This window comes from Plantibacter auratus (assembly GCF_050587365.1).
GTDB classification, from domain to species: Bacteria; Actinomycetota; Actinomycetes; order Actinomycetales; family Microbacteriaceae; genus Plantibacter; species Plantibacter auratus.
The window spans coordinates 570094-585741 of sequence record NZ_JBOBFV010000002.1; the positions used below are offsets into that span (position 1 = coordinate 570094).

18 protein-coding genes are annotated in these 15648 nt (G+C 69.1%); 9 read left to right on the top strand and 9 right to left on the bottom strand.

The window, feature by feature from the left end; all coding sequences use genetic code 11:
- Positions 1 to 25 precede the first annotated feature (25 nt).
- Positions 26 to 1468 carry a sugar porter family MFS transporter gene (locus tag ACQ3HE_RS09870; protein WP_430892507.1) on the top strand — a complete coding sequence of 481 codons (1443 nt, stop codon included), beginning with the start codon at positions 26 to 28 and terminating at the stop codon, positions 1466 to 1468.
- A 7-nt stretch (positions 1469 to 1475) separates the two neighbouring features.
- On the opposite strand, the gene ACQ3HE_RS09875 is transcribed toward ACQ3HE_RS09870, so the two are convergent.
- The gene (locus ACQ3HE_RS09875) at positions 1476 to 2039 is read right to left on the bottom strand and encodes a manganese efflux pump MntP (protein WP_430892508.1); all 564 of its coding nucleotides are present in this window, start codon (positions 2037 to 2039) and stop codon (positions 1476 to 1478) included.
- Between the two features lie 212 nt (positions 2040 to 2251).
- Between ACQ3HE_RS09875 and ACQ3HE_RS09880 the strand changes: the two genes are divergently transcribed.
- From ACQ3HE_RS09880 to ACQ3HE_RS09895, 4 genes are read left to right on the top strand one after another with little or no spacing between them, the layout of a single operon-like run.
- The gene (locus tag ACQ3HE_RS09880; RefSeq protein ID WP_430893082.1) at positions 2252 to 2587 is read left to right on the top strand and encodes an ArsR/SmtB family transcription factor; all 336 of its coding nucleotides are present in this window, start codon (positions 2252 to 2254) and stop codon (positions 2585 to 2587) included.
- Positions 2584 to 3276: a cation diffusion facilitator family transporter gene (locus ACQ3HE_RS09885; RefSeq protein ID WP_430892510.1), complete on the top strand. Its 693-nt coding sequence runs from the start codon at positions 2584 to 2586 to the stop codon at positions 3274 to 3276. The genes ACQ3HE_RS09880 and ACQ3HE_RS09885 overlap by 4 nt, the downstream gene beginning before the upstream one ends.
- Positions 3277 to 3316: 40 nt before the next feature.
- Positions 3317 to 4072: an enhanced serine sensitivity protein SseB C-terminal domain-containing protein gene (locus ACQ3HE_RS09890; RefSeq protein WP_426738673.1), complete on the top strand. Its 756-nt coding sequence runs from the start codon at positions 3317 to 3319 to the stop codon at positions 4070 to 4072.
- 20 nt (positions 4073 to 4092) lie between these two features.
- Complete coding sequence (locus ACQ3HE_RS09895; RefSeq protein WP_430892512.1) at positions 4093 to 5052, top strand: hypothetical protein; 960 nt, start codon at positions 4093 to 4095, stop codon at positions 5050 to 5052.
- Positions 5053 to 5064: 12 nt separating this feature from the next.
- On the opposite strand, the gene ACQ3HE_RS09900 is transcribed toward ACQ3HE_RS09895, so the two are convergent.
- Together ACQ3HE_RS09900 and ACQ3HE_RS09905 are read right to left on the bottom strand one after the other, a co-directional pair.
- Positions 5065 to 5391, bottom strand: coding sequence for a hypothetical protein (locus tag ACQ3HE_RS09900; protein WP_274499094.1), 327 nt, complete (start codon positions 5389 to 5391; stop codon positions 5065 to 5067).
- Positions 5392 to 5529: 138 nt separating this feature from the next.
- Entirely contained in the window at positions 5530 to 5955 is a 426-nt protein-coding gene (locus ACQ3HE_RS09905) for an Hsp20/alpha crystallin family protein (protein WP_071261327.1), read from the bottom strand.
- Positions 5956 to 6115: 160 nt separating this feature from the next.
- Between ACQ3HE_RS09905 and ACQ3HE_RS09910 the strand changes: the two genes are divergently transcribed.
- From ACQ3HE_RS09910 to ACQ3HE_RS09920, 3 genes are all read left to right on the top strand, one after another.
- A complete protein-coding gene (locus tag ACQ3HE_RS09910) occupies positions 6116 to 6400 on the top strand; it encodes a MerR family transcriptional regulator (protein WP_430892514.1) in 285 nt (94 codons plus the stop codon).
- 43 nt (positions 6401 to 6443) lie between these two features.
- Entirely contained in the window at positions 6444 to 7916 is a 1473-nt protein-coding gene (locus ACQ3HE_RS09915; RefSeq protein WP_430892516.1) for a serine hydrolase domain-containing protein, read from the top strand.
- A gap of 197 nt (positions 7917 to 8113) precedes the next feature.
- Positions 8114 to 9118: a zinc-dependent alcohol dehydrogenase gene (locus ACQ3HE_RS09920; RefSeq protein WP_430892518.1), complete on the top strand. Its 1005-nt coding sequence runs from the start codon at positions 8114 to 8116 to the stop codon at positions 9116 to 9118.
- Between the two features lie 22 nt (positions 9119 to 9140).
- Here the strand turns inward: ACQ3HE_RS09920 and ACQ3HE_RS09925 are convergent, their stop codons facing one another.
- From ACQ3HE_RS09925 to ACQ3HE_RS09945, 5 genes are all read right to left on the bottom strand, one after another.
- On the bottom strand, positions 9141 to 9383 hold the full coding sequence (locus ACQ3HE_RS09925; protein ID WP_159877018.1) for a hypothetical protein: 243 nt from the start codon (positions 9381 to 9383) through the stop codon (positions 9141 to 9143).
- A gap of 98 nt (positions 9384 to 9481) precedes the next feature.
- A complete protein-coding gene (locus tag ACQ3HE_RS09930; RefSeq protein ID WP_426738668.1) occupies positions 9482 to 10456 on the bottom strand; it encodes a LacI family DNA-binding transcriptional regulator in 975 nt (324 codons plus the stop codon).
- 94 nt (positions 10457 to 10550) lie between these two features.
- Positions 10551 to 11450 (bottom strand): carbohydrate ABC transporter permease, encoded by a 900-nt coding sequence (locus ACQ3HE_RS09935; RefSeq protein ID WP_079704633.1) that lies wholly within the window; start codon positions 11448 to 11450, stop codon positions 10551 to 10553.
- Complete coding sequence (locus ACQ3HE_RS09940; RefSeq protein ID WP_124768239.1) at positions 11447 to 12511, bottom strand: carbohydrate ABC transporter permease; 1065 nt, start codon at positions 12509 to 12511, stop codon at positions 11447 to 11449. The genes ACQ3HE_RS09935 and ACQ3HE_RS09940 overlap by 4 nt, the downstream gene beginning before the upstream one ends.
- A gap of 89 nt (positions 12512 to 12600) precedes the next feature.
- The gene (locus ACQ3HE_RS09945) at positions 12601 to 13902 is read right to left on the bottom strand and encodes an ABC transporter substrate-binding protein (RefSeq protein WP_139382359.1); all 1302 of its coding nucleotides are present in this window, start codon (positions 13900 to 13902) and stop codon (positions 12601 to 12603) included.
- 235 nt (positions 13903 to 14137) lie between these two features.
- On the opposite strand from ACQ3HE_RS09945, the gene ACQ3HE_RS09950 reads away from it, so the two are divergent.
- Positions 14138 to 14986: a DNA/RNA non-specific endonuclease gene (locus tag ACQ3HE_RS09950; RefSeq protein WP_430892520.1), complete on the top strand. Its 849-nt coding sequence runs from the start codon at positions 14138 to 14140 to the stop codon at positions 14984 to 14986.
- Positions 14987 to 15056: 70 nt separating this feature from the next.
- Here ACQ3HE_RS09950 and ACQ3HE_RS09955 read toward each other — a convergent pair whose 3' ends face one another.
- Positions 15057 to 15557, bottom strand: a complete 501-nt coding sequence (locus ACQ3HE_RS09955) for a MarR family winged helix-turn-helix transcriptional regulator (protein ID WP_079704629.1) — start codon at positions 15555 to 15557, stop codon at positions 15057 to 15059.
- Between the last annotated feature and the right edge of the window lie 91 nt (positions 15558 to 15648).

Sequence of the window (15648 nt, forward strand, 5' to 3'; positions counted from 1 at the left end):
GGGACCCAGCAGACGAGGAAGCACGATGGCCGGATCCCCCACAGCCCGACAGTCGGCGAGCACGCTGCCGGCCCTCACGCCCGGGCCGCACCGCCGCCACCTCGGCCTGATCTCCATCGTCGCCTGTTTCGGCGGCCTGCTCTTCGGGTACGACACCGGCGTCATCAACGGCGCACTGCGACCGATGACCGCGGAGCTCGGCCTCACCCCGCTCACCGAGGGTGTCGTGACGAGTTCACTCGTCTTCGCGGCCGCCGTCGGTGCGCTGCTCGGCGGGCGGGTGTCGGACGCCTGGGGCCGACGTCGGAGCATCATCGTGCTGGCCGTCCTCTTCTTCGTCGGCACGCTGGTCGTCGTCTGCTCACCGAACGTCGAGCTCCTCGTCGCCGGTCGCATCCTTCTCGGTCTCGCCGTCGGCGGTGCCTCCGCCGTCGTCCCTGTCTACCTGGCGGAGCTCGCTCCGTATGAGATCCGCGGGTCGATCACCGGCCGGAACGAGGTCGCGATCGTCCTCGGACAGTTGTCGGCGTTCGTGATCAACGCGGTCATCGGCACCGTGTTCAGCGAGCACACGAGCGTCTGGCGCATCATGTTCGCCGTCTGCGCCCTCCCGGCGGTCGCGCTGTTCGTCGGCATGCTGCGGATGCCCGAGTCACCGCGGTGGCTCGTCGACCACGGTCGCCGCGAGGACGCCCTGGACGTCCTGCGGACCGTCCGCTCCGACGACCGCGCCGTCGCCGAACTCGCGGAGGTGGAGGCGTCCATCACCGCGCAGCGCGACCAACACCGGATCGGGCTCGGGGCCGTCCTCCGCAACCCGTGGCTCGTGCGCATCCTGCTCGTCGGTGTCGGCGTCGGGATCGCCCAGCAGCTCACGGGGATCAACTCGATCATGTATTACGGGCAGACCGTGCTCGTGGAGTCGGGCTTCGACGAGAGCGCCGCGCTCATCGCCAACATCGCGCCCGGGATCATCGCCGTCGTCGGGGGCTTCATCGCCCTCACCTACATGGACCGACTCGACCGACGGAAGACGTTCGTCATCGGCTTCTCGCTCACGACCGCGTGCCATCTGCTCATCGGCTTCTCCTCGACGGTGCTCGAGCCGGGCGACCCGATGCGTCCCTGGGTCATCCTGGTCCTCGTGGTCGTGTTCGTCGGCTCCATGCAGACGTTCCTCAACGTGGCGGTCTGGGTGTACCTCGCCGAGGTCTTCCCGCTCCAGATGCGCGGCCTCGGGATGGGCGTCTCGATCTTCATGCTCTGGGTCGCCAACGGGTTCCTGGCGCTGTACTTCCCGTCGCTCGTCGACGGCCTCGGCATCACCGGGACCTTCTTCCTGTTCGCGGGTGTCGGCGCACTCGCGCTCCTCTTCGTCGCCACCCAGGTACCCGAGACGCGTGGGCGGAGCCTCGAGGCGCTCGGCGAGGACGTGTCGACCGGCGCGATCTTCACCCGGAAGCGGTGACCTCCGACTAGCCGGTGAGGTGGTCGATGAGGATCTTGACACCGATGAGGATCAGGATGACTCCACCGGCGATCTCCGCCGGCTTGCCGAAGCGCTGACCGACGCGACGGCCGATGAAGACGCCCAGGAAGGCGAGCACGAACGTCGTCAGTCCGATGAGGACGACAGCTTCGAGGATCGAACCGGGCAGGAACGCGAGCGTGATGCCGATGGCGAGCGCGTCGATGCTCGTGGCGAGCGCGAGGATGAGGAGTCGCCGGACGTCGATGCGGTCGGAGTCGACCTCGGTGTCCTCGTGGCTCGAGAACGCCTCCCAGAGCATCTTGCCGCCCACGAGGGCGAGCAGGCCGAAGGCGACCCAGTGGTCGACCTCCGTGATGTACCGCGCGAACTGCGTGCCGAGGAACCAGCCGATGAGCGGCATGACCGCTTGGAAGAGTCCGAAGGTCGCGGCGATCACGAGCGCGTGACGCACGTTGAACCGCCGCATGTGCAGACCCTTGGTGAGGGCGACGGCGAAGGCGTCGGCGGAGACGCCGAGCGCGATGAGGAGCAGCGGCCAGAACGTCATGTCGCGAGGTCTTCCTGTGATGCGTCCTGGACGCGGAGATGCGTTCGGGCGCCATGCCGCGAGGACCCGTCAACGTTGCCAGCGCCGTGCGGCGGCAGCAAGCCGAGACGCCCGATTGCCAGCGTTTCGCCTCACCTAACGCGGCTGTTCGGGCGACCGCGAGACTTGCTCGATACAGCGTTTCGTGTACTGTCGTTCGCGTGACCGACACCATGACACCGACCGCGACCCTGACGCACACCGCCGCGCTCGCGAGGCTGGGGCACGCCCTGTCGGACGAGACCCGGGCCCGGATCCTCCTGACCCTGCGCGAGGCACCGGCCTTCCCCTCCGATCTCGCGGACGCACTCGGCGTCTCCCGACAGGTCATGTCGAACCAGCTCGCCTGTCTCCGCGGCTGCGGCCTCGTCGAAGGCGTCAAGGAAGGACGCAACACCTGGTACCGCCTGGCGGACAGCCACCTGGCGCCGGCGCTCGACGACCTCCTCCGGCTCGTCCTGATCGTCGATCCCGCCTGCTGCTCGGGTGAGAGCTGCACCTGCGTATGAGCGACGTCGGCCTGCCGAGCCCCCGGCTCCGCGCCCAGCTGAGCCCCGCCAGACGCACGACGCTGCAGCGCCGGATCCGCTGGATCGTCGCGGCGACCATCGCCTACAACGTCGTCGAGGCCGTCATCGCCCTGTCGGCCGGGACCGTCGCCTCATCGGCAGCCCTCGTCGGCTTCGGTCTCGACTCGATCGTCGAGGTCCTGTCCGCCGCCGCGGTCGCCTGGCAGTTCTCGAGCCCCGATCCCCATCGTCGGGAACGGATCGCCCTCCGGGTGATCGCCCTGTCGTTCTTCGGCCTCGCCGCGTTCGTGAGCGTCGACGCCGCCCGCTCGCTGCTCGGGTTCGCCGAAGTCCAGCACTCGACCGTCGGCATCGTCCTCGCGGCGGTCAGCGTCGTGATCATGCCGGCGTTCTCGCTGTTCGAGCGCCGGACCGGCAAGGAACTCGGCTCCGCCTCCGCCGTCGCCGACTCGAAGCAGACGCTCATCTGCTTCTACCTGTCGGCCGCGGTCCTCATCGGGCTGGTCCTCAACAGCACCCTCGGCTGGGCCTGGGCGGACGGCGTCGCCGCCCTCGTCATCGCCGGCTTCGCGGTCCGTGAGGGCGTCGAAGCCTGGCGTGGAGACGCGTGCAAGCGGCCGGTCTCATCGCTCACCTCGGAGAACACGGACACCTGCGACTGCTGCTGAGCACGCGCACCTTCCCACACGGCCGGGATACGCTGCTGGCATGCCTGCCGCCGACGACGCACCCGACGCTCCCGACATCGAAGCCCTCCTCGCCGCAGCCGCGAACGACCGCTCGAACGCCCCCGCGTTCCTGACGGCGCTCCTCGAGAGCACCGTGATCGTGGCAGGGACCGTGACCGACGACGGCATGGCGACCCTGGCTGACCTCCTCGACTCGGACGGCAGCTCGGTGCAGCCGTTCTACACCTCGAAGGCGCGCTTCCAGGAGACACTCCAGGTCGTCCCGTCGTTCGAACAGCACCTCCTCGCCCTCCCTTGCCGCGTCCTGTGGCAGATGACCCGAGGCGCGAGGCTGGTCCTGAACCCGCATTCCACGCACGGCAAGGAGTTCCTCCCCGGCGAAGTCGCCCAGCTGCTCGACGGCGAGGCGGTGCTCACACCACGCGTGGTCGAGCGCGAGACCGAGGTCATGGTGGGACAGCCGGCTCGCATCCCACCAGGGATGACCGAGACCCTGACCGCGGTCCTCGCCGAGTACGGCGAGGTCGACGAAGCGGTGCTGGGCTGGAAGGTCACCCCGCAGGAGGGCGGCACGTTCGACGAGTGCTACCTCCTCGTCATCGTCGGCGCCCCGACCGCCCGTGAGACGATCAGCGGTCCGCTCGCACGAGCCCTCGCGACATACTCGGCAAGCGTGCCGATCGACGTCATGTACGTGGCGCCTGGCGCGAAGCATCTCCTGACCAGTGTCCCGCCGTTCCATCGCCGCAAGCGAGGGTTGTTCCGGCGACGATGAGCAGTGGGCTGAGTCGAACGGTGCCCACGATCGCACGTGGCGCACGCGTCCTCACGATCGCCGCGCTGCTGGGCGTCCTTGCGGCGTGTAGCGCGCCGCCGTCGGGGGTGCCCACCGGGACTCCGACCGGATCCCCACCGAATGCATCGGCGGCGCTCCCACCCGCGCCGACGTCCACCTTCCCGGGGCTCGCCTGCGACGCGCTCGTCCCCGACGCGGAGGTCGCATCCTTCCTGGGCGCCGCAGCCGCGCCGCAACCGCTCACCGTCGACGACGCCCCGGTCCTGCAGGACGGCGGGACCGTCTGCGCCTGGGCCGACGAAGCGGCCGGCACCTCATTTACCGTCCGACTCGTCGGAGAGGGTGTCGACCACTGGGCAACCTTCAACCACTGGTACGAGCACACCGACTGGCGTGACAGCGTCGGCGAGATCAACGGGACGATGTGCTCGGACGGCGCCTGCTCCGTCCACGCCCTCGACGGCGAGCGGTTCATCGAGGTCGATGCGGCGGGGGTCGACGACCCGGCTGGGACGCGCACGGAGGAACTGGCTCGCGCAGCGCTCGCGGCAGCCCCGGTTCCGGCGCCCGCCGCACCCCCGTCGTCGGCGCCCACCTCGCGCTCCTGCGCCACGGCGCTGCCGGTGGACATCGCTGCAGCACACCTCGGCACAGCCGCCACCGGCGCGAGCTACGTGAGCACCGCGACACCGAGCTACCACCTCGTGCAGGACTCGCTCCAGCGGCTCGGCGGACTCGACTGCCGGCTGCTGTCCGCGGACTCCCGCGAGCTCGTCCGGTTCACGGCGCTCCCCGGAGGCGCGTGGGTGCTTCGCGAGGACAGTCCGGTCGGCGCCGTGGATGCGGCCGGGAGCGAGCACTCGGCGCACGCTCGTCGTGGCGACGACTGGGTGCGTCTGCAGGCCCCCGGGGCGAGCGAGGAGACGACTCGGGCCCTGTTGGCCGAGCTGCTCGGCTGAGCTCGACGTGCGCTAGAACACCGGCCGATCCGCGATGGACACGAGGACCGCGGCGATCACGGTCACGACGGTCAGCGCGATGGCGACGACCCACTGCATCCGAGGCACCGCGCGTCGGATCACGAGGACCAGGTGGGCCAGGAGCGCGAGCACCGCCACCGCGGCGATCACGGTGCCGACCACCGCCGGCTCGAACACCGCGACCTGTTCCGTCGCGATGCCGTCGGCGCCCGGCGCCTGGTACCAGATCATCGTGGTCTGCGTCGCCGCGACCAACAGGCCGAGTGCGGCGATCACGAGCAGGGCTGACGCTACGAGGATCCGTTGGACGCGGGACATGCCCCCAGTATGCCGACCGCCGGTCGCACACGGGCGAACGCCCCACCCACGGATCGTGGGCGGGGCGTTCGGTTCGTTCGATCCGGACGGGTGTCGATCCCGGCTCAGTGTCGATCCCGGCTCAGGGTCGATCCTGGCTCAGGCGTTGATCGACTGCGGGTGGTCGGTCGTGGAGTCGACGGTGATCTTCCGCGGCTTCGCACGCTCGCTCACCGGGATGATCACGGAGAGCACACCGCTGTCGTAGGACGCGGTGATGCCGTCGAGGTCGACTCCCTCGCCGAGGGTGAACTGCCGCAGGAAGTGGCCGCCACCGCGCTCGCGTGCGAGCCAGCGGACACCCTCGCGGCTGTCGGCCGTGCGCTGGGCACGGATGGTCAGCTGACCTCCGTCGACGTCGACGTCGATGGATCCGGGGTCGATGCCGGGGAGGTCGGCGACCATCATGTACCGGTCGCCGTCACGGAAGAGGTCCACCGGCATGGGCCGGGGTGCGCGCACGGAGTCCAGTACGGAGGCCGCGAAGCGGTCGAGCTGGCTGATGGGATCGAGGGTCATTGCCATGGGTGTTCTCCTTCCCTGTCGCCCGATGACGGATCGGGCTCATCGATTGTCAGTGCCCGGAAGCCACAGATCCGGTGGTTCAGATCTGCACTTTGTGGTGTAGATTTTTTATACATCCGAAACCTGATCCATTGCAACCCGTTCAAAGGAAACCTCAAGCATGACCGATCGTGACGGCGCGACACCCGTGTACGGCATCGCCGTCGCAGCCCAGCTCGCCGGCGTCCCGGAGGCGTCCCTGCGGCTCTTCGAGAGCAAAGGCCTCCTCACCCCGTCCCGGACCGAGGGCGGCACCCGTCGCTACAGCGAGGATGACATCGAGCGACTCAAGCGCGTCACCGACCTCCGCGACGACGGCGTCAACCTCGCCGGCATCGCTCGCGTGCTCGATCTCGAGGACATCAACCAGGGACTCCGAGACCAGCTCGACGCCGACCAGGACTGAGCGTCGGGTCGATCCCACCGCCGGCAGATGGCAGCATGGAGGGATGAGCCTGCAGCGAAGCACTCCGTCCGCCCAGCACGTCGACGCCGCCGGGATCGAGGCGTTCATCACGGCCCTCGAGCACACGCCGAACGTCGAACCGCACAGCCTGATGCTCCTGCGCGGCGGGAATGTCGTCGCCGAGGGCTGGTGGGCGCCGTACTCGGCTGATCGGGTGCACCTGCTGTACTCGCTGAGCAAGAGCTTCACCTCGACCGCCGTCGGCCTCGCCGTCGAGGAGGGCCTGCTCGGACTCGACGACACGATCATCAGCCACTTCCCGGAGCTCGACGCCGAGATCACCGACCCCCGCAGCCGCGCCATGCGCGTGCGACACGTGCTCGCGATGGCGAGCGGGCACCGCGAGGAGACGATCATGCGGGCCGCTGCGATCGACCCGACGAACCTCGTCCGCGGCTTCCTGCTCCTCCCACCCGACGATGACCCGGGAACCGTCTTCGCGTACAACCAGCCCTGCACCTACACGGCCGCGGCGATCGTCCAGCGCGTCACAGGCGGGACGATGACCGACTACCTGCGACCGCGGTTACTCGAGCCACTGGGTATCGGCGAGTTCGACTGGCAGCAGGACGACGAGGGCTTCGAGCTCGGGTACAGCGGCCTGCACGCGACGACGGAGGCGATCGCCGCACTCGGTCAGCTCTATCTGCAGGGCGGCGCCTGGGATGATCGGCAGCTGCTGCCGGCCGCCTGGGTCGCCGAGGCGACACGTTCCCACATCGCGAACGGCGACGACCCTGAGTCGGACTGGGCGCAGGGGTACGGGTTCCAGTTCTGGATGGCCCGTCACGGGTTCCGCGGCGACGGCGCCTACGGTCAGTACTGTGTCGTCCTGCCGGAGCACGACGTGGTCCTGGCGATCACCGGGCAGAGTCTCGACATGCAGGCCGTGCTGAACGCCGCGTGGGAGCACCTGCTGCCGGCGTTCGGGACTGGCGAGCGTAGTGACGCAGACCGCGGTCCGACCTCGGACGCCGATCAGTCGCTGCTCGCACGCCTGGCGGGGCTTGCCCTGCCGCCGCTCGACGCGTCCGACGAGACCGGCGGGGCTTCGTCACTGCGCGAGCTCGTCGGACGGACGTTCTCGGCCGCCGCCGATACCGGCCTGGCGCAGCTGACGGCGCTCGAGGTGACGGCGGGCGAGGGTGACGACATCGTGCTGGTCGTGCACGAGGGCGACGACCGGGTGGAGCTCGTCCCCGGTGTCGGCGCGTGGCGGACGCATGGACCGATCACGGCGAGTGCCGCCTGGGGCACCGGCGGCGAGGACGGAGCGCGGGTCCTCCGCGTCGACGCGATCTTCATCGAGACACCCCACCGCATGCACCTCGAGATCGACCCGGCGTCCGGCACCTTCGACGCCTGGTGGGAGACGACGCCGCTCCGGACCTCCCGTCTCGCCGAGGTGCAGCGGCCCAGCGCGGTCGTCGCAGGCGGAGGCAAGTCGTCCTGGTGAGCTGACGCGGGCGAGCCGAGGCCACCCGGCCCGACTGCCCTTCGACAGGCTCAGGGACCAGAGCGTCCCGAGCACACCCCCTCCGGTCACTGAGCCTGTCGAAGTGCCCACGAGGACACCGCGTCCTTCCGCATGCAGATCGACGGCGGCATACCCCCACTACGCTCTGACCAGCGCCGTCACGACGAGGAGACCGCATGCGAGCCGTACGCATCACCGCACCGAACGAGGCCACCGTCCTCGAGCGACCGGATCCACCGGCTGGACCGGGTGAGGTCCTCATCCGGATCGAGCGCGCCGGACTCTGCGGCACCGACGTGGCACTCTTCCGCGGCACCATGCCGTACCTCGCCGACGGACGGACGACCCTGCCGCTCCAGCCCGGCCACGAGTGGGCCGGCCGAGTGGTCGCCGTGGGCGACGGCGTCAGCCGTGTGGGGCCGGGCGACCTCGTCACCGGCGACACGTTCATCGGGTGCGGCGCATGCGCTCGCTGCGCCGCCGGACACCACCACCGCTGCCCCGACCACCTCGAACTCGGCGTCCTCGGCCAGCTGGACGGCGCACTCGCGGAACTCCTCGTGCTCCCCGAGCGGGCCGTACACCGCCTCCCACCCGGTGTCGATGCGGACCTGGGCGCGATGGTCGAGCCGGCGTCGTGCTCGCTTCGCGGCATCCGACTCACCGAGACCGGCCCGGGCGACCGCGTGCTCGTCTGGGGCGCCGGGACCCTCGGCATGTTCGCCGCCCTGTTCGCCGCGGACGCCGGCGCCGAGGTGGCCGTCGCCGCGCGCCGCGAATCCGACCGGGACTTCGCCACGGGGTTCGGCCTCAAGACCCGCGACCCCGCGACGCTCGGCGACGAGCGCTTCGACGTGGTCATCGAAGCGACCGGCTCAGCCGAGGTCACGCGTCGGCTGCTCGACAACGCCACCGTCGGCGTCCGCATCGCGCTGCTCGGGGTCCCCGACGGTGACGTCGGACTCCCGTCGGGCAGACTCATCGCCCTCGATGCCGCCGTCCACGCGGTGCTCGGCGGCTCGGCCGAGATCGACGAGGCGGCACGACGGTTTGCGCTCATGGGTGACCGGATCCGCCGACTCATCGGCACCGTCATCACCCTGGACGAGGTGCCGCGGGTCCTCGCCGAGGGACTCCCCCGCGCGAGCTCCGGCGGACCGAAGACGCAGATCCATCTCTGAGCACCTCGCCGAAGCGATGCCCTCAGGCGATGGAGGCCCGGGCGGCACGTGCCATCACGACGACGATCACGAGCTGAACGGCGAAGAGGACGGCGGTCAGCACCGCTGCGGTCATCGCCGTCGGTCCGCCTTCGAGCGGCGAGACGCCGGGGATGAAGCCGATGCCGAACACGATCAGCGCGTCGAGCAGGAATGTGGCGGACACGAGAGCTGCGAGCATGCGCGAATCTTCGGTGCGGCGCGTGGTTTCGTAGATCGTGGTCATGAAAAGTAATATATCAAAAAACCAACTGAAACAAAAGTGTGAAATTCTAGTAAGTGCAGTCAGGTGCGGCGACTCCCGCCTACGAGCCCTGGCGGGGATCAGACCGAGGCGCGCTCCACGAGGTCGATCGGGATCGTGGTCATCTCCGGCACTTCCTCTCCTGCGATGAGGCGGTGCAGGGTCTCGACGAGCAGCGCACCCTTGTCCGCCGTGTGCAGGTCCACGGTCGTCAACGCCGGGTAGGCGTCCACGGCGAACACGTTGTTGTCGACCGCGGTCATGGCGATCTGCGCCGGCACCGGGATCCCCCGGTCTCGAAGCACCCCGAGCGCTCCGGTCGCCATCTGCGCCGACGCCGCGAACACCGCATCGACCTGCCGGCCGTCCGCGAGGAGCCGTTCCATCGCGCGCGCGCCGCTCGTTGGCGTGAAGTCACCCTCCTCCTCGGGTCCCGGCTCGAGTCCCGCCTCGAGGAGGGCGCGCCGCCACCCGGCACGGCGGTCGATACCGGCCGCGGTGTCGAGCGGGCCGGTGATCGTGGCGATGCGGGACCGACCGGCCTCCACCAGACGCCGGGTCGCCAGGGCGCCCGCCTCCACGTTGTCGACGTCGACGACATGTCCAGGTGGCGTCGTCTCCTCGAGCGCCCGCACCCCGAACACGACCGGGAGGGACGTCGACAGCTTCGCGTACGCCTGCATGCTCGTGTGATGCGAGAGGACGAGCGCGCCGTCCACGTTGCCGCCGGTGAGGAACCGACGGGTCTTGTCCGGGTCGACGTCGGATTCGATCAGCAGCGTCAGCGTGTAGTCGGTCGACGACGCGTACATCGCGGCACCCTGGATGACCTCGGCGAAGTAGGGGTCGGCGAAGAACTCGGCGGTGCGTTGCGGGATGACCATCGCGATCGTCTGAGCACGCCGACGCACGAGGCTGCGTGCCGCGCGGTTCGGGACGTAGTGCAGCTGCTCGACGGCCGCGGTCACGGACGCGACCGCCTCCGGCGTCACCTGGGAGGACCCGTTGATGACGCGGGAGGCGGTGGACTTGGAGACGCCCGCGAGCGCTGCCACCGCGATGAGCGTGGGGACGGTGGAGTCCGTCTCGGTGTCGATGGTGTGTCTCCTCAGTCGTGCCGGTGTGAAGACACTGTATGCGGCGCGGGCGTCATCCCTTGACCGCGCCCTGCATGATGCCCGCCACGAGCTGCTTCCCGGCGAGGACGAAGAGGATCAGCAGCGGGATCACCGAGAGCACCGCGCCAGCGAGCACGAGTGAGTGGTCCGGGGTCTGTCCGCCGCTCGCGCTCAGGGCCGCGAGCGCCGTCTGCACACTCGGGTTCCGCGGACCGAGGACGAGGAGTGGCCAGAGGAAGTCGGTCCACGCGGCCATGAAGGTGAAGAGCGCGAGGACGGCCATCGCCGGTCGGGCGGCCGGCAGCGCGACATGCCAGAAGGTGCCCCACATCGACGCGCCGTCGACGCGCGCGGCCTCGATGAGCTCGTCGGGGATGACGTCGACGAGGTACTGGCGCATGAAGAACACACCGAACGCGGTCACGAGCCCCGGCAGGATCACCGCCTGGAGCGTCCCCACCCACTCCCACTCGGCCATGAGCATGAACAACGGGATGATGCCGAGTTGGGTGGGGATCGCCATCGTGGCGATCACCGCGAGGAGCAGCCCGTTGCTGGCCCGGAACTTCAGCTTCGCGAAGGAGTAGCCGGCGAGGGTCGAGAAGAACACCACCGAGACCGTGATCGCGCCCGAGATGATGACGCTGTTCGCGAGCGCCTGCAGGAACGGGGCGGTCTCGAACACCTTCGCCGCGTTGCCGAGGAAGTTCGGGCCGGGGAGGACGGCGGGCGGCACGAGGTTCGTGTCGGAGGACTGCCGACTCGAGATGACGAACGACCACCACAACGGGAACGCCGAGATGGCGAAGAACGCGATGAGGATGGCGTAGGTGAGGATGCCCGGCCGCTCGTGGTCCTTGCCCTTGCGGTACCGCGGGGCCTCCGTGGTCGCGGTCGGTTCGGTCCGCGTGCGTTCCATCAGGGTGCTCATGCTCGTCCGCCTCGCTGGTCGGTGGTGCTCGTGGTCGTCGAACGCGAGCGGGCCGGGCTGGTGCTGACGGACCGCGTCGTGATGAGGGTGTCGCGCACCTTCGGGATCCGCACCGGACGTGCGTCGTTCGTCCGGATGGCCCTGGTGATGGCGAAGTTGATCAGGCCCGCGAGGATGATCACGAGGAACAGGATCCAGGCGGTGGCGGATGCTCGACCGAAGTCCCGCCTCGGGAAGGCGAGCTCGTACAGATACAGGACGATCGTCTGGAACTGCCGGTCGGATCCGCCGTTGCTCCGGGGATCGAACAGCTTCGGTTCCGTGAAGATCTGCAGCCCGCCGATCGTCGAGGTGATGACGACGAAGATGAGCGTCGGGCGGATCATCGGGATCGTGATCGACCAGAACCGTCGGAGCTTGTTCGCGCCGTCCAGCGCGGCGGACTCGTAGACGTCCCGTGGAATCGCCTGCATCGCAGCGAGGAGGATGAGGGCGTTGTAGCCGGTCCACCGCCAGTTCACCATGCTCGCGATGGCGACGTGCGAGGGGAAGACGTCGAACGCCCACCGGATCGGGTCGAGCCCGAAGAGTTCGAGGAGGCCGGCGACCGGTCCGTGGTACTGGTTGAAGATCTGCAGGAAGATGACCGCGACGGCGACCGGCGCCACGATGTACGGCAGCAGGATGCTCATCCGCCAGAACGTGCGTCCGCGGAGCGTCTGGTCGAGGAGGGCGGCGATCAGCGTCGCGATGACGAGCTGCGGCACCGCCGAGAGCAGGAAGATGCTGACGGTGTTGCCGAACGCGTTCCAGAAGAACGGGTCCGAGAGGACGGAGACGTAGTTGTCGAGTCCGACGAAGTCGCCCTGGCCCTTCAACAGATGCCACTCGTACAGCGACACGTTGAAGGTGTAGACGATCGGGAAGATGCCGATGAGTGCGAAGAGGATGAAGAACGGCGCGATGTACAGGTACGGCGAGGCGCGGTAGTCGAAGCGGTTCAGCTTCTGTCTGAACGTCAACGCGGCAGGTGGCCGGCGGACGGTTGCGGTGCTGGTCATGGCTCTGCCAATCCGGGAGAGGGAGCGGGAGGGGTGCCGGGGCGTCCGCGTGCGAACGGACGCCCCGGCGAGCTGCGTCGGAGAGGAGGTCAGCCGACGAGCTGGTCGAGCAGCTTGAGCGCCTCGTTCCAGGCGGTGTCACCATCGGTGATCTCGCCCTGGCTCACCCGGTCGAGGATCGGACCGAACACGTTGTCCTGGATGTTGGAGTCCTCAGGACCCTTCACTTGGGCCACGACCCCCTCCGACCGCGCGGCGAAGATCTCGCCCACCGGTGCGTCGTTGAAGAACGGGTTGGTGGAGTCCTTCACGAGCTCCTGGCCGTCGAGCGTGCTCGGGAACGGACCGGCGAGTTCGAACGATGCGGCCTGCGCCTCAGGGGATGCGAGCCAGAGGGCGAGCTCGGCCGCCTCCTCCTTGTGCTCGGAGTTCTCGGCGACGCCGAGGAACGCACCGCCCCAGTTGGCAGCGCCGCCGGGCATCACGTCGGCGAAGTCCCAACCACTGTCGGTCGTGCCCTCGTCGTAGTAGCCCTGCACGATGCCGAGCATCCAGCTCGGGCACATGTAGGTCGCGAACTTGCCCTCCTTGGCCTCCGGGCCGACGTCCCAGCCGGGAAGACCGGCACCGAGCCCGGCCTGTTCGGCCTCGACGATCTTCGCGAACTGCTCCTTCAGCACGTCGTTGCCCTCGATGTTCAGGGTCTCGCCGTCGGCCTTGTAGTAGCCCTCCTCCTGCTGGTTCACGAAGGAGTTCCAGAAGAACCGGGGGCTGTGATAGAACGCCTTCCCGGTGGCACCGACGTACTCCTCACCGACCTCGAAGAACCGGTCCCAGGTCGCGTCCTCGCCGCCGAAGTACGCAGCGACCTCGCTGCGCTCGCTCGGCAGACCGGCTGCCGCGAACAGGTCACCGCGGTAGCAGATGCCCTGCGGTCCGATGTCGAGACCGGCGCCGATCACGCGCCCGTCGGCGTCCGTGCCCTGCTCGTACTTCCAGTCCAGCCAGGTGTCCTTGACGTCCTCGATGCCGTAGTCGCGAAGGTCGACGAAGGAGTCGCTGACCTCGGAGATGGTTCCGAGCCAGCCCTCCTCGATGGCCACGACGTCGCTGAGGCCGGTTCCGGCGGCGATCTTGGCGTAGGCGTCGTCGCGCGCTGCTCCACCACCCTCCAGGTTGGTGGCCTCGATGGTGATGTTGGGGTGCTCCTCCATGTACTGCTCGTAGTTGGCGTCGACGCCCATGGTGCCGAACGTGGTGACCGAGAGGGTGATCTTCTCGTCTCCGCCACTGCCGGCGGGGGAACTGCACCCCGAGGCCAGGACGGCGAGGATCGATGCCCCCGCGATGGATGCGGCGGTGATGCCGCGGCGTTTGCTGTTCACAGTCACTCCTTTGTGTGTGCGCTTCGGTGTCGGCCGGCCACCCATCCGGGATCCGCGGCGCGACGCCGTGGGAACGTTCCCACGGGCATGCAGGACACACTAAGCGCTGGGTTGGACGAGGTCAAGAGAGCGCTCTCATTTGTTGCGGAACGGGTGCATGATCGTGAACGGTCGGTGACGTCGTGGCCATCGGGCGGGTCCCCCGTTCCGATTCGATCGGATTCATGATCGACTCATTGCCATGACCGGCTTCGATTCAGGCTTCCTCGACCTCGCCGACCAGCTGCAGCTCCCGGCACCCACCGATCCCGCCGAGCTGGCGCGCCTCCGCCGTCTCGACTACACGCACTTCACCGTGCTCCTCGACCCCGACCGCCGCCTGGCAGCCGCGACCGGAGTCGACATCGACGGCGCCGCCCTCCTCGACCTCGGGCGCGGCGACGACTGGCACCTCGACGACCGCATCCCGGTCGAGGAGCAGGCCGGCCCGGAGCTCTACGCCCGCAACGACCTCGACCGCGGCCACCTCGTGCGGCGGAGGGACCCGGTCTGGGGGCCCGTCGAGATCGCCCGGCAGGCCAACGTCGACACCTTCTGCTACACGAACGCCGCCCCGCAGGCTGCGGACTTCAACCAGTCACTCGAGCTCTGGAACGGCCTGGAGGACCTCGTCCTCGAGTACGCCTCGGCCGGGCGCCGGCGACTGTCGATCTTCACCGGGCCGGTGTTCGCCGACACGGACCCGCTCTACCGCGGCGTGCAGATCCCGCGCCGGTTCTGGAAGGTGGCGGCGTGGTCGAACGACGGAGCGCTCGCGGCGAGCGGCTACCTCCTCGACCAGTCGGCGCAGCTCGACGACCTCGACCTCGGCCGGTCCAGTGCGATCGACGACACGCACGATGCCACCGACGTGCCCCCACTCGGCCCGTTCCGGACCTTCCAGCTGCCGATCCTCGACCTCGCGAGCGTCACCGGTCTCGACTTCGGTGCCCTCGCCTCCGCCGACGTCCTCGAGCCGACTCCCGCGACAGTGCGTCCCGACACCGACACCTGGATCGAGCTGAGCGGCCCGTCCGACCTGCGGTTCTGAGGCGGGTCCGGTCCCTGCGCCCGTCGAAGGGCGTTGTCCTGAGCCTGTCGAAGGGCAGCGGAACAGACCCCTACCGACGCTCGAGCGCCGCGCCGATGACCCGGAGGCTCTCGATGAGCACGGCCACCTGCTCATGGCTGAGCCCGGCGAGCATCGCGTTCTCGTCGTCCACCAGCCGACGCATCGCCTCGTCGACCCGCTGCTGACCGAGGGTCGTCAGGACGACGATCTTGCTCCGACCGTCGGCCTCGTTCTTCTGCCGGGCGACGAGCGAGCGAGCGGCCAGACGATCGAGCTGACTCGCGAGGTTGCCGCTCGTGATGCCCAGTCGGGTGGCGAGGATGGACGGCGTCAGTCCGTCCGCTCCGTGCTGGCGGAGGATGGAGAGGAACTCGAACTCCCACGGCCGCAGGTTGCTCGCGGCGAACGACAGGCGTCGAACCTCCTGCAGGTGCGGCACGAGCCGGCGGAGGCGGGACACCACGTCGAGCGGTGCGAAGTCCACGTCGGGCAGCGCGTTCGCCCAGGCGTCGATGACGATGTCGACGTCGTCGTCATCACCCTTCGCCATCGCCTGCCTCCCTCGCGTCCTGCCTGCACCAACGCTACCGTGGGCCGCCGCCGATCCAGACGGTGGGCGGTTCCATCCACCCTGTGCTATC